General features: G+C 54.5%; 15 protein-coding genes. 13 read left to right on the forward strand and 2 right to left on the reverse strand.

Features of this window, described 5'->3' with window-relative positions; genetic code table 11:
* Nucleotide 1: 1 nt before the first annotated feature.
* From eutL to eutR, 3 genes are read left to right on the forward strand one after another with little or no spacing between them, the layout of a single operon-like run.
* Nucleotides 2-661, forward strand: coding sequence for an ethanolamine utilization microcompartment protein EutL (gene eutL, locus FDW96_RS23475; RefSeq protein ID WP_003838537.1), 660 nt, complete (start codon nt 2-4; stop codon nt 659-661).
* Between the two features lie 11 nt (nt 662-672).
* Complete coding sequence (gene eutK, locus FDW96_RS23480) at nt 673-1,203, forward strand: ethanolamine utilization microcompartment protein EutK (protein ID WP_042306913.1); 531 nt, start codon at nt 673-675, stop codon at nt 1,201-1,203.
* Between the two features lie 48 nt (nt 1,204-1,251).
* Complete coding sequence (gene eutR, locus FDW96_RS23485) at nt 1,252-2,304, forward strand: HTH-type transcriptional regulator EutR (protein WP_079223204.1); 1,053 nt, start codon at nt 1,252-1,254, stop codon at nt 2,302-2,304.
* Between the two features lie 84 nt (nt 2,305-2,388).
* Here eutR and hemF read toward each other — a convergent pair whose 3' ends face one another.
* Nucleotides 2,389-3,288, reverse strand: coding sequence for an oxygen-dependent coproporphyrinogen oxidase (gene hemF / locus FDW96_RS23490; RefSeq protein WP_137366392.1), 900 nt, complete (start codon nt 3,286-3,288; stop codon nt 2,389-2,391).
* Between the two features lie 2 nt (nt 3,289-3,290).
* Nucleotides 3,291-4,160, reverse strand: a complete 870-nt coding sequence (amiA, locus tag FDW96_RS23495; RefSeq protein WP_003038046.1) for an N-acetylmuramoyl-L-alanine amidase AmiA — start codon at nt 4,158-4,160, stop codon at nt 3,291-3,293.
* Between the two features lie 212 nt (nt 4,161-4,372).
* On the opposite strand from amiA, the gene FDW96_RS23500 reads away from it, so the two are divergent.
* The 10 genes from FDW96_RS23500 to cysM all read left to right on the forward strand — a co-directional run bounded on the left by FDW96_RS23500 (nt 4,373) and on the right by cysM (nt 12,790).
* Nucleotides 4,373-4,798: a GNAT family acetyltransferase gene (locus FDW96_RS23500; RefSeq protein ID WP_006683546.1), complete on the forward strand. Its 426-nt coding sequence runs from the start codon at nt 4,373-4,375 to the stop codon at nt 4,796-4,798.
* On the forward strand, nt 4,785-5,234 hold the full coding sequence (locus FDW96_RS23505) for a DUF2919 domain-containing protein (RefSeq protein WP_079223208.1): 450 nt from the start codon (nt 4,785-4,787) through the stop codon (nt 5,232-5,234). The genes FDW96_RS23500 and FDW96_RS23505 overlap by 14 nt, the downstream gene beginning before the upstream one ends.
* 59 nt (nt 5,235-5,293) lie before the next feature.
* Complete coding sequence (locus FDW96_RS23510) at nt 5,294-5,869, forward strand: RpoE-regulated lipoprotein (protein WP_079223210.1); 576 nt, start codon at nt 5,294-5,296, stop codon at nt 5,867-5,869.
* A gap of 93 nt (nt 5,870-5,962) precedes the next feature.
* Nucleotides 5,963-6,862 (forward strand): porphyrinogen peroxidase, encoded by a 900-nt coding sequence (gene yfeX, locus FDW96_RS23515; RefSeq protein WP_042306924.1) that lies wholly within the window; start codon nt 5,963-5,965, stop codon nt 6,860-6,862.
* 187 nt (nt 6,863-7,049) lie between these two features.
* A complete protein-coding gene (gene ucpA / locus FDW96_RS23520) occupies nt 7,050-7,841 on the forward strand; it encodes an SDR family oxidoreductase UcpA (protein ID WP_042306926.1) in 792 nt (263 codons plus the stop codon).
* A 157-nt stretch (nt 7,842-7,998) separates the two neighbouring features.
* Complete coding sequence (locus FDW96_RS23525; RefSeq protein ID WP_042306928.1) at nt 7,999-9,015, forward strand: sulfate ABC transporter substrate-binding protein; 1,017 nt, start codon at nt 7,999-8,001, stop codon at nt 9,013-9,015.
* The gene (cysT, locus tag FDW96_RS23530) at nt 9,016-9,849 is read left to right on the forward strand and encodes a sulfate/thiosulfate ABC transporter permease CysT (protein ID WP_038642497.1); all 834 of its coding nucleotides are present in this window, start codon (nt 9,016-9,018) and stop codon (nt 9,847-9,849) included.
* Nucleotides 9,849-10,724, forward strand: a complete 876-nt coding sequence (cysW, locus tag FDW96_RS23535; protein WP_042306930.1) for a sulfate/thiosulfate ABC transporter permease CysW — start codon at nt 9,849-9,851, stop codon at nt 10,722-10,724. The genes cysT and cysW overlap by 1 nt, the downstream gene beginning before the upstream one ends.
* A complete protein-coding gene (gene cysA / locus FDW96_RS23540; protein WP_003038066.1) occupies nt 10,714-11,811 on the forward strand; it encodes a sulfate/thiosulfate ABC transporter ATP-binding protein CysA in 1,098 nt (365 codons plus the stop codon). Before cysW ends, cysA begins: the two co-directional genes overlap by 11 nt.
* Before the next feature lie 67 nt (nt 11,812-11,878).
* Entirely contained in the window at nt 11,879-12,790 is a 912-nt protein-coding gene (gene cysM, locus FDW96_RS23545; RefSeq protein ID WP_042306932.1) for a cysteine synthase CysM, read from the forward strand.
* Nucleotides 12,791-12,841: the final 51 nt, after the last annotated feature.

Genomic DNA, 12,841 nt, shown 5'->3' on the forward strand with positions numbered 1-12,841 from the left:
CATGCCAGCATTAGATTTGATTAGACCTTCAGTCACCGCAATGCGCGTGATTGCCTCGGTAAATGACGGTTTTGCCCGTGAACTTAAATTACCGCCACATATACGTAGCCTCGGACTCATCACAGCAGATTCTGATGACGTGGCGTATATTGCTGCAGACGAAGCGACAAAACAGGCGATGGTCGAAGTGGTTTATGGCCGCTCGCTGTATGCCGGTGCGGCGCACAGTCCCTCTCCAACCTCGGGCGAAGTACTGATTATGCTCGGAGGACCCAACCCGGCAGAAGTTCGCGCGGGTCTGGACGCGATGGTCGCCAATATTGAAAGCGGCGCGGCGTTCCAGTGGGCGAATGATGCAGAAGATACCGCCTTCCTGGCGCACGTGGTTTCGCGTACCGGTTCGTATCTTTCCGCGACCGCAGGATGCCGACTTGGCGATCCAATGGCGTATCTGGTGGCGCCGCCGCTGGAAGCGACGTTTGGTATTGATGCGGCGCTGAAATCTGCTGATGTACAACTGGTGACCTACGTGCCACCGCCGTCAGAAACCAACTATTCAGCCGCGTTTTTGACCGGTAGCCAGGCCGCTTGTAAAGCCGCATGTAACGCCTTTGCTGATGCCGTTCTGGATATTGCCCGTAATCCAATCCAGCGCGCGTAAGAGAGGTTGTGATGATCAATGCACTGGGATTACTGGAAGTGGATGGCATGGTGGCTGCCGTAGACGCGGCGGATGCCATGCTGAAAGCCGCGAACGTACGCCTGCTGAGCCACGAAGTGCTCGATCCAGGCAGGCTGACGCTGGTCGTGGAAGGCGATCTGGCGGCGTGCCGCGCAGCGCTGGATGCTGGCAGCGCCGCCGCAGCGCGTACGGGCCGTGTTATCAGCCGTAAGGAGATAGGCCGACCGGACGATGACACCCAGTGGCTGATCGGCGGTTTTAAGCGCCAGCCGAAGAAACCAGAACAGAAGCCAGAAGTGAAAACAGACGTAAAAGCAGAGAAGACACAGGACGCCCCGTTAACGTCTGAATCCTCTGAACAACTTCTGACGCTGTTAGCATCGGTCCGTCAAGGAATGACGGCAGGGGAAGTGGCTGCCCACTTTGGCTGGTCACTTGATGAAGCCAGAAAGGCGCTGGAACAGCTCTTTTCTGACGGAGCGTTGCGTAAACGCAGTAGTCGCTATCGCTTAAAAAATTAACCTGTCGGAGGGCCGGGGGCTTCGTTGAAGCTTCCGGCTTAAAAGATCATGAAAAAGAACCGTACTGCAAACCTGCACCATCTTTATCATGAAGTGTTACCCGAAGACGTTAAACTTACGCCGAAAGTGGAGGTGGACAACGTTCACCAGCGGCGAACAACGGATGTATATGAGCATGCGCTGACGATTACCGCCTGGCAGCAGATTTACGATCAGCTGCATCCGGGAAAATTTCATGGCGAGTTCACGGAAATCCTGCTCGACGATATTCAGGTTTTCCGTGAATACACCGGACTCGCGCTGCGCCAGTCGTGTCTTGTCTGGCCGAACTCGTTCTGGTTTGGCATTCCGGCCACGCGCGGCGAACAGGGTTTTATTGGCGCCCAATGTCTGGGCAGTGCTGAAATTGCCACCCGACCTGGCGGGACGGAGTTTGAACTGAGTACGCCGGATGATTACACCATTCTGGGGGTTGTCATTTCGGAAGAGGCGATTGCCCGTCAGGCCAACTTCCTGCATAACCCGGAAAGGGTGCTGCATATGCTGCGCAACCAGTCGGCGCTGGAAGTCAAAGAACAGCACAAAGCCGCGCTATGGGGCTTTGTGCAGCAGGCGCTGGCAACGTTTAGCGAAAATCCAGAAAACCTGCGTCAACCTGCGGTACGCAAAGTGTTGGGCGATAACCTGCTGCTGGCGATGGGGACCATGCTGGAAGAAGCGCAGCCGATTATAACCGCTGAGAGCATCAGCCATCAGAGCTATCGTCGTTTACTGTCGCGTGCGCGCGAGTATGTGTTGGAAAACATGTCAGAGCCGCTGACCGTGCTCGATCTGTGTAACCAACTGCACGTCAGCCGTCGGACGTTGCAAAACGCCTTTCACGCGATTCTGGGGATTGGTCCGAATGCCTGGTTAAAACGTATTCGCCTGAACGCCGTGCGTCGCGAGCTGATAAGTCCGTGGTCGCAGAGTGTGACGGTGAAAGATGCCGCCATGCAGTGGGGGTTCTGGCATTTAGGGCAGTTTGCTACCGACTACCAGCAGTTGTTTGCGGAAAAACCGTCGTTGACGCTGCATCAGCGTATGCGCCAGTGGGCGTGATGGCATTATTGTGCCGGATGTGATGCTTTGCGTCTTATCAGGCCTATGGGTTGTAGGCCTGATAAGCATTGCGTTATCAGACAATTACACCCAGTCGCGGACCTGAATAAATTCGCTAAGGGCAGCTTCCGGGCTGTTCGCTTCCGGCTGCCAGTCATACTCCCAGCGCACCAGCGGCGGCATCGACATCAGAATCGATTCCGTGCGCCCACCGGTCTGCAGACCGAACAATGTGCCGCGATCCCACACCAGGTTAAATTCGACATAGCGCCCACGACGATAAAGCTGGAAGTTGCGCTCGCGTTCACCCCAATTTATCGCTTTACGTCGGTCAACAATGGGCAGGTACGCCTCGGTGTAACCTTGCCCCACCGCCTGCATAAAGGCGAAGCAGTGGTCGAAACCCGGCGTATTCAAATCATCGAAAAACAACCCGCCAATGCCGCGCTGCTCGTTGCGGTGTTTAAGGAAGAAGTAGTCATCGCACCACTTTTTGTAACGGGGATAAACGTCTTCACCGAACGGCTGACACAGATCCCGCGCCGTACGGTGCCAGTGTACCGCATCCTCTTCAAAGCCGTAGTAGGGCGTTAAGTCAAAGCCGCCGCCAAACCACCAGACGGGATCGGCGTCCGGTTTTTCCGCGATAAAAAAGCGCACGTTGGCATGACTGGTCGGAATGTAGGGATTCTGCGGATGCACCACCAGCGAGACGCCCATGGCTTCAAAGCTGCGCCCGGCAAGTTCAGGTCGATGGGCGGTAGCCGAGGCCGGCATCGCATCGCCGTGGACGTGAGAGAAGTTGACGCCCGCTTGTTCGAAAATACCGCCGTTACGCAGTACCCGGCTGCGCCCGCCGCCACCTGCTTCGCGCTGCCAGTTATCTTCAACAAACTCGGTGCCGTCTACGGCGGATAATCGCTGGCAAATATCATCCTGCAGGCTAAGCAGGAACTGTTTTACGCGCTGTGCATCGGGCTTCATGATTAACGTTTCTTCGAGTGTGCTTTCTGGTTATCAAACCAGTGAAAATAGCTGATGATGCCATTGGCGATAGCGGTAGCAATTTTTTGTCGAAATGCCGCCGTGCCCAGCAGTCGTTCTTCTTCCGGGTTGGTAATGAACGACGTTTCGACCAGTACCGAAGGAATTGAGGGTGATTTTAGCACCACAAAGGCGGCCTGTTCCGTGCTGCGACTGTGCAGACGGTGTACCGGCTTGATCTTCTTAAGAATATGCGAACCTAACGTCAGGCTGTTTTTAATGGTGTCAGTTTGCACCAGATCGAACAGCACCTGCTGCAGCAAATGGTCTTTGTCGGTGGCCTTCTTCCCGGCCACTTCATCGGCGCGGTTTTCACGATCGGACAGATACTTCGCCATGGCGCTACTGGCGCCGCGATTGGACAACGCAAAGACTGAAGCACCTGCCGCGCTTGGGTTGGTAAAACCGTCGGCGTGGATCGACATGAACAGATCGGCGCCATGTTTATGGGCGATCTCGACGCGATCGTAGAGCGGAATAAACGTATCGCCGGAGCGGGTCAGGCGTGCATCTATCCCCTGGTTACGTAGAATCGAGCGCACGTTTTTGGCAATCGCTAGTACCACATGCTTTTCCTTGGAACCGTTGCGGCCAATTGCGCCGGTATCAATACCACCGTGACCCGGATCAAGGACAACTACGCGTTTAGCGCCTGATTTTTTCGCTTTCGGTTTGCTGTGTCCATTACTGGTTTTTAGCGCTTCTTCTTTAGCGATGGCTTGCGACATGCCTGACAGCGTCAGGGCGGCCAGCCCGGCTTTCAGCACCTGGCGGCGCGATGTGAGTGTTTTTAGTGGTTTAAAAGTGCTCATACGGCCTGAGTTGTAAAAAAAAGGTTCTAAACGTTATATCGTATCGCGTAGTCCGTTGCGACGGATCGGGATAAGAATTGTTTTACTTTTCATTTCAATACGTGACAATTCCGTATTATGCCATTTTTTCCGCCGCTTCGCGTCAGATATTGGCTAAATCAGCCGTTCGCGCCATAATCGCTTTTTAACGTCCTGAAAAGGTAACCAATACCATGGAAATACGCGTTTTTCGCCAGGAAGATTTCGAAGAGGTGATCACCCTCTGGGAGCGCTGTGATTTGCTGCGTCCATGGAATGACCCGGAAATGGACATTGAGCGTAAAGTAAATCATGACGTCAGCTTGTTCCTGGTCGCTGAAGTGAACGGCGAGGTGGTCGGTACGGTGATGGGCGGATACGACGGGCATCGCGGCTCGGCCTATTACCTCGGCGTGCATCCTGAGTTTCGCGGTCGCGGCATCGCCAATGCGCTGCTTAACCGACTGGAGAAAAAGCTCATCGCCCGCGGGTGTCCGAAGATTCAAATCATGGTGCGTGAAGATAATGATCTGGTGCTGGGGATGTATGAACGCCTGGGCTATGAACATGCGGATGTACTCAATCTCGGTAAGCGCTTGATCGAAGATGAAGAGTACTGAGTTTCACCCCGCCGACTATGACGGTCACGGGCGTCTGCGCCTGCCTTTTCTTTTCTGGTGCGTACTGCTGCTGCAGGCGCGCACCTGGGTGTTGTTCGTGATTGCCGGTTCTTCCCGTGAGCAGGGCAATACGCTACTGAATCTGTTTTATCCCGACCATGACGCATTCTGGCTGGGGTTGCTCCCCGGCGTTCCCGCGGTGCTGGCGTTTTTACTCAGCGGGCGGCGCTTTGCGTATCCGGGGGTATGGCGCTGGCTGCGCGGATTACTGATTCTCGCGCAACTGGTACTGCTCTGCTGGCAACCGGCGATGTGGCTGGCAGGCGATCCTGTCAACGGCATCGGACTGGCGCTGCTGGTGGCGGATATCGTCGCGCTGGTCTGGCTGTTAACCAATCAACGTCTGCGCGCCTGTTTTTCCCTTGAGAAAGAATAACGGCACTTTTTGGTGAAAGCGGACTCCAAGCAACGTTGATAAATAAGGAAGGAAGTGAAATGAAATCACTGCGTTTGACTTTATGCGCGATGCCGCTGCTACTGACCGGGTGTTCCACGCTGTCGTCGGTGAACTGGTCTGCCGCCAATCCGTGGAACTGGTTCGGTTCTTCAACGCAGGTCACTGAGCAGGGCGTCGGCGCGTTAACTGGCGCTACGCCGCTGGATGAAAAAACTATTGCTGATGCGCTGGATGGTGATTACCGCCTGCGCAGCGGGATGAAGACCGATGACGGTAATGTGGTGCGCTTCTATGAGGCGATGAAAGATGACAAGCTGGCAATGGTCATCAATGGCAGTCAGGGAACCATCAGCCGTATTGATGTCCTGGACAGCGATATTTCATCAGACGCGGGTGTCGAAATCGGTACACCGTTTAGCGACCTTTACACTAAAGCCTTTGGTAACTGCCAAAAAGCAACCGGCGATGACAGCGCGAGCGTTGAATGTAAAGCTGAAGGAAGTCAGCATATTAGCTACATTTTTTCCGGCGAATGGAGCGGGCCTGAGGGCTTAATGCCGTCGGACGACACGCTGAAAACGTGGAAAGTCAGCAAAATCATCTGGCGGCGTTAATTTGCGTCTGAACAAATCGACTTGCTAAAAAAACAGGTAGAATAGCGCCAATCAATGCCACGAGGTCGTGGCATCTTTTTTTCAGGAGGAACAATGTCTCAGGTTCAGAGTGGCATTTTGCCAGAACATTGCCGTGCGGCGATTTGGATTGAAGCCAATGTTAAAGGCGACGTTGAGGCCCTGCGTGCGGCCAGCAAAATCTTTGCTGATAAACTGGCGACCTTTGAAGCGAAGTTCCCGGATGCGCATCTGGGCGCGGTTGTGGCTTTCGGCAACAACACCTGGCGTGCATTAAGCGGCGGCGTTGGGGCGGAAGAGTTAAAAGACTTTATCCCTTACGGTAAAGGCCTGGCGCCAGCCACCCAGTATGATGTGTTGATCCACATTCTCTCTTTGCGTCATGACGTGAATTTCTCCGTCGCGCAGGCAGCAATGGAAGCATTTGGTGACTGCATTGACGTCAAAGAAGAGATCCACGGTTTCCGTTGGGTTGAAGAACGCGATCTCAGCGGCTTTGTTGACGGTACGGAAAATCCGGCTGGTGAAGAAACGCGTCGTGAAGTCGCGGTGATCAAAGATGGCGTGGATGCTGGTGGCAGCTATGTATTTGTGCAGCGTTGGGAACATAACCTGAAGCAGCTTAACCGCATGAGCATTCACGACCAGGAAATGATGATTGGTCGTACCAAGGAAGCCAACGAAGAGATCGACGGTGATGACCGTCCGGTTACCTCTCACCTGAGCCGCGTTGATCTGAAAGAAGACGGTAAAGGGCTGAAAATTGTGCGCCAGAGCCTGCCATACGGCACGGCCAGCGGCACACACGGTCTCTATTTCTGCGCCTACTGCGCACGTCTGCACAACATTGAGCAGCAACTGCTGAGTATGTTTGGCGACACAGACGGTAAGCGCGACGCGATGCTGCGTTTCACCAAGCCGGTAACCGGTGGCTATTACTTTGCCCCGTCGCTGGACCGCCTGATGGCGCTGTGATGGTAAGTTGCCGGATGGCGAACTGATCTTGTCATCTGCAACTAAATAGATATCCCCGAATTGTCGGGGATTTTTTTTACCTGAGATTAACCTGATTTAGTGAGCTATTCCTCAGCACTAATTTGTTATTGCTGTATCTTCTGCGTGAATGAAGCGAAGGCTTCATATTCAAAAGGAGAATATTGAAATGGGAAAACTCACGGGCAAAACAGCATTGATTACGGGCGCATCTCAGGGTATTGGCGAGGGGATCGCCAGAACGTTTGCCCGCCATGGCGCGAACTTAATCCTGCTGGATATCTCCGATGAGATTGAAAAACTGGCGGATGAGCTGGCAGGGCGCGGTCACCGCTGCACTGCGGTTCACGCGGATGTCAGAGATTTTGCTTCGGTCACAGAAGCGGTGAAACGCGCGAAGAAGGTTGAAGGCAAAATCGATATTCTGGTCAACAATGCCGGCGTATGTCGCCTCGGCAATTTCCTTGAGATGAGCGATGAAGATCGCGACTTCCATATTGATATCAATATCAAAGGCGTCTGGAACGTAACAAAAGCCGTGCTGCCGGAGATGATTGATCGCAAAGACGGGCGTATCGTGATGATGTCCTCAGTGACTGGCGATATGGTGGCCGATCCGGGCGAAACGGCCTATGCAATGTCAAAAGCGGCGATTATCGGCTTAACCAAATCGCTGGCGGTGGAATATGCGCAGTCCGGTATTCGCGTGAATGCCATTTGCCCAGGCTATGTTCGCACGCCGATGGCGGAAAATATTGCGCGTCAGTCCAATCCGGACGATCCGGAATCTGTATTAACCGAAATGGCGAAAGCGATCCCGATGCGTCGTCTGGCCTGCCCGCTAGAAGTCGGTGAGCTGGCTGCGTTCCTGGCCTCGGATGAGTCCAGTTATTTAACTGGCACGCAAAACGTGATTGATGGCGGTAGCACCTTGCCTGAAAGCGTTAGCGTCGGCGTCTGATTGATGCCGGTCTCCTCCCCGCGCGATGGGGAGGAGGTACCCCTTATTCTCTTTTCAACTTTCAAATCATCAAACGGTATATAAAACCGTTACTCCTTTAGCACTGGTTATAAATATGATGACCATAAGAAAGTCATTAAATTTATAAGGGTGCGCAATGGCCGTTAACTTACTGAAAAAAAGAACCCTGACGCTGGCAGCAATGCTGTTGCTGGTGGGGCAGGCGCAGGCAACGGAACTGCTGAACAGTTCATACGATGTCTCCCGCGAGCTGTTTGCCGCCCTTAACCCGCCATTTGAACAGCAATGGGCAAAGGATAACGGCGGCGACAAACTGACGATTAAACAATCTCATGCCGGGTCATCAAAACAGGCGCTGGCGATTTTGCAAGGGTTGAAGGCCGATGTAGTGACCTATAACCAGGTGACAGACGTGCAGATCCTGCATGACAAAGGCAAGCTGATCCCCGCCGACTGGCAAAGCCGACTGCCGAATAACAGCTCGCCATTCTATTCCACCATGGCGTTTTTGGTGCGTAAGGGTAACCCGAAGAATATCCACGAATGGAACGATCTGGTTCGCCCGGACGTGAAGCTAATTTTCCCTAACCCGAAGACTTCCGGTAACGCGCGTTATACCTATCTGGCTGCGTGGGGCGCGGCAGATAAAGCTGACGGTGGTGATAAAGCCAAAACCGAACAGTTTATGACCCAGTTTCTGAAAAACGTGGAAGTGTTTGATACCGGCGGTCGCGGTGCAACGACCACCTTTGTTGAACGCGGTCTGGGTGATGTGCTGATCACGTTTGAATCGGAAGTGAACAACATCCGTAAACAGTATGAAGATCAGGGTTTCGAAGTGGTGGTGCCGAAGGTCAACATTCTGGCGGAATTCCCGGTAGCCTGGGTAGATAAAAATGTGCAGGCCAACGGTACTGAAAAAGCGGCGAAAGCGTACCTGAACTGGCTGTACAGCCCACAGGCGCAAACCATCATTACCGATTTCTACTACCGCGTGAACAACCCGCAGGTGATGGACAAGCTGAAAGATAAATTCCCGCAAACCGAACTGTTCCGCGTCGAAGACAAGTTTGGCGCGTGGCCTGAGGTGATGAAAACGCACTTTGTCAGCGGCGGCGAGCTGGACAAACTGTTGGCGGCGGGGCGTAAGTAAATGTTTGCTGTTTCCTCCCGACGCGTGCTGCCCGGCTTCACCTTAAGCCTCGGGACCAGCTTATTGTTCGTTTGCCTGATATTGCTGCTGCCGCTTAGTGCGCTGGTCATGCAACTGGCGCAAATGAGCTGGGCGCAGTATTGGGAAGTGATTACCAATCCGCAGGTGGTAGCGGCTTATAAAGTGACACTGCTGTCGGCGTTTGTGGCATCAATTTTTAACGGCGTGTTCGGTTTGCTGATGGCGTGGATCTTAACCCGCTATCGCTTTCCGGGCCGTACGCTGTTGGATGCGCTGATGGACCTGCCGTTTGCGTTGCCTACGGCGGTAGCTGGCCTGACGCTGGCGTCGCTGTTTTCGGTCAATGGCTTCTACGGCGAGTGGCTGGCGAAGCTGGACATTAAGGTGACCTATACCTGGCTTGGCATCGCGGTGGCGATGGCCTTTACCAGCATTCCGTTCGTAGTGCGTACCGTACAGCCAGTGCTGGAAGAGTTAGGCCCGGAATATGAAGAAGCGGCGGAAACGCTCGGCGCCACGCGTTGGCAGAGTTTTCGTAAAGTGGTGCTGCCAGAGCTGTCTCCCGCGCTGGTGGCGGGCGTTGCGCTCTCGTTTACCCGAAGCCTCGGTGAGTTTGGCGCGGTTATTTTTATCGCCGGAAACATCGCATGGAAAACCGAAGTGACCTCGCTGATGATTTTTGTTCGCTTGCAGGAGTTTGACTACCCGGCCGCCAGCGCGATTGCTTCTGTGATCCTCGGGGCGTCGTTGTTGCTGCTGTTTTCAATTAACACCCTGCAAAGTCGCTTCGGTCGACGCGTGGTAGGTCACTGATGGCAGACATTACTCAATTGAAACGCTATGACGCACCCCGTATTAACTGGGGTAAATGGTTTCTGATCGGCACGGGCATGCTGGTATCGACCTTTATTTTGCTGGTACCGATGATTTATATCTTCGTGCAGGCGTTCAGTAAGGGATTAATGCCGGTACTACAGAACCTGGCTGACCCGGATATGCTGCATGCCATTTGGCTGACGGTGCTAATTGCGCTGATTGCGGTGCCGGTTAATCTGGTATTCGGCGTATTGCTGGCCTGGCTGGTGACTCGCTTCAACTTCCCTGGACGCCAACTGCTGCTGACGCTGCTGGATATTCCATTTGCCGTCTCGCCAGTGGTCGCAGGTCTGATCTATCTGCTGTTTTATGGTTCTAACGGCCCGCTGGGTGATTGGCTGGATGAACACAACCTGCAAATTATGTTCTCCTGGCCGGGGATGGTGCTGGTGACGGTGTTCGTGACCTGTCCGTTTGTGGTGCGCGAACTGGTGCCGGTAATGTTAAGTCAGGGCAGCAATGAAGACGAAGCGGCGATTTTGCTTGGTGCCTCCGGCTGGCAGATGTTCCGCCGCGTCACGCTGCCGAATATCCGTTGGGCGTTGCTGTATGGCGTGGTGCTGACTAACGCCCGTGCGATAGGTGAATTCGGCGCGGTGTCGGTGGTTTCCGGCTCGATTCGCGGCGAAACCTTGTCTTTACCACTACAGATTGAATTACTGGAGCAGGACTATAACGCCGTCGGCTCCTTTACCGCCGCCGCGCTGTTGACGCTGATGGCGATTATTACCCTGTTTTTGAAGAGCATGTTGCAATGGCGTCTGGAGAACCAGGAGAAACGCGCGCAGCAGGAGGAAAATCATGAGCATTGAGATTGCCAATATTAAGAAGTCTTTTGGTCGCACCCAGGTGCTGAACGATATCTCGCTGGATATTCCTTCAGGTCAAATGGTTGCTCTGTTGGGGCCATCCGGTTCGGGAAAAACCACGCTGCTGCGTATCATTGCCGGGCTGGAGCATCAGTCCAGCGGGCATATTCGTTTTCACGGCACCGATGTCAGCCGTTTGCACGCCCGCGACCGTAAGGTGGGGTTTGTGTTTCAGCACTATGCGCTGTTTCGCCATATGACCGTTTTCGACAACATCGCTTTTGGTCTGACAGTTCTGCCGCGGCGTGAGCGTCCGAACGCCGCGGCGATCAAAGCCAAAGTGACCAAACTGCTGGAGATGGTGCAATTGGCTCATCTGGCAGATCGTTTCCCGGCGCAGCTTTCCGGCGGCCAGAAACAGCGTGTGGCGTTGGCGCGTGCGCTGGCTGTCGAGCCGCAGATCCTGCTGCTCGACGAGCCGTTTGGCGCGCTCGACGCTCAGGTGCGTAAAGAACTGCGCCGCTGGCTGCGTCAGCTGCACGAGGAACTGAAGTTCACCAGCGTGTTTGTCACCCACGATCAGGAAGAAGCGACGGAAGTTGCGGATCGCGTGGTGGTGATGAGTCAGGGTCATATTGAACAGGCCGATGCGCCGGATCAGGTCTGGCGCGAACCGGCCACCCGTTTTGTGCTGGAGTTTATGGGCGAGGTTAACCGCCTGCAGGGGACGATTCGTGGCGGACAGTTCCACGTGGGCGCACACCGCTGGCCGTTGGGCTATACACCTGGCTATCAGGGACCGGTCGATCTGTTCCTGCGTCCATGGGAAGTGGATGTGAGCCGCCGTACCAGCCTGGATTCGCCGCTGCCGGTGCAGGTGCTGGAAGCCAGTCCGAAGGGGCACTACACCCAATTAGTTGTACAACCCCTCGGGTGGTACAACGAACCGCTGACGGTCATCATGCAGGGCGATGATTCCCCGAGCCGCGGTGAACGGCTGTTTGTTGGACTGCAAAATGCACGTTTGTATAACGGCGACCAGCGTATTGAAACGCGTGAAGAGGAACTTGCCCTGGCGCAATCAGCCTGATAGGTTAATTTGCATAGTTATCGCCCGGTGGTGCTACGCTTACCGGGCTTTTTTACGAGCTGAAAACGTGAACACATTAGAAAAAACAATTGGCAATACGCCTCTGGTGAAATTACAACGCCTGGCGCCGGATAACGGCAGCGAAATTTGGGTCAAGCTGGAAGGGAATAATCCTGCGGGTTCGGTGAAAGACCGGGCTGCGCTGTCGATGATTGTTGAAGCGGAAAAGCGTGGGGAAATTAAGCCGGGTGACGTATTGATTGAGGCTACCAGCGGCAATACTGGTATTGCGCTGGCCATGATCGCCGCGCTGAAGGGCTACCGCATGAAGCTGCTGATGCCAGACAACATGAGCCAGGAACGCCGGGCGGCAATGCGTGCCTATGGCGCGGAACTGATTCTGGTCACCAAAGAGCAGGGAATGGAAGGCGCGCGCGATTTAGCCCTCGCTATGTCTGAGCGCGGTGAAGGTAAACTGCTCGATCAGTTTAATAATCCCGATAACCCGTACGCGCATTACACCACCACCGGACCCGAAATCTGGCAGCAGACGTCAGGCCGCATCACCCATTTTGTCTCCAGTATGGGGACGACCGGCACCATTACCGGCGTGTCGCGTTTTCTGCGCGAGCAGGAAAAACCGGTCACTATCGTTGGCCTGCAGCCGGAAGAGGGCAGCAGTATTCCGGGAATTCGCCGCTGGCCTGCGGAATATATGCCGGGCATTTTTAACGCCTCGCTGGTGGATGAGGTGCTGGATATTCATCAGAATGATGCCGAAAATACCATGCGTGAACTGGCCGTGCGTGAAGGAATTTTCTGCGGTGTCAGCTCTGGCGGCGCGGTCGCGGGCGCGTTACGCGTTGCACGTGCCACGCCCGGCGCGGTAGTTGTGGCGATCATCTGCGATCGCGGCGATCGCTACCTTTCGACCGGCGTCTTTGGTGAAGAGCACTTTAATCAGGGGCTGGGAATTTAACTTTTTGGCCTGATAAGCGCAGCGCCATCAGGTAACTGCCTGGCACGATGG

Source organism: Citrobacter sp. TBCS-15 (assembly GCF_005280815.1).
Taxonomy (GTDB): domain Bacteria; phylum Pseudomonadota; class Gammaproteobacteria; order Enterobacterales; family Enterobacteriaceae; genus Citrobacter; species Citrobacter werkmanii.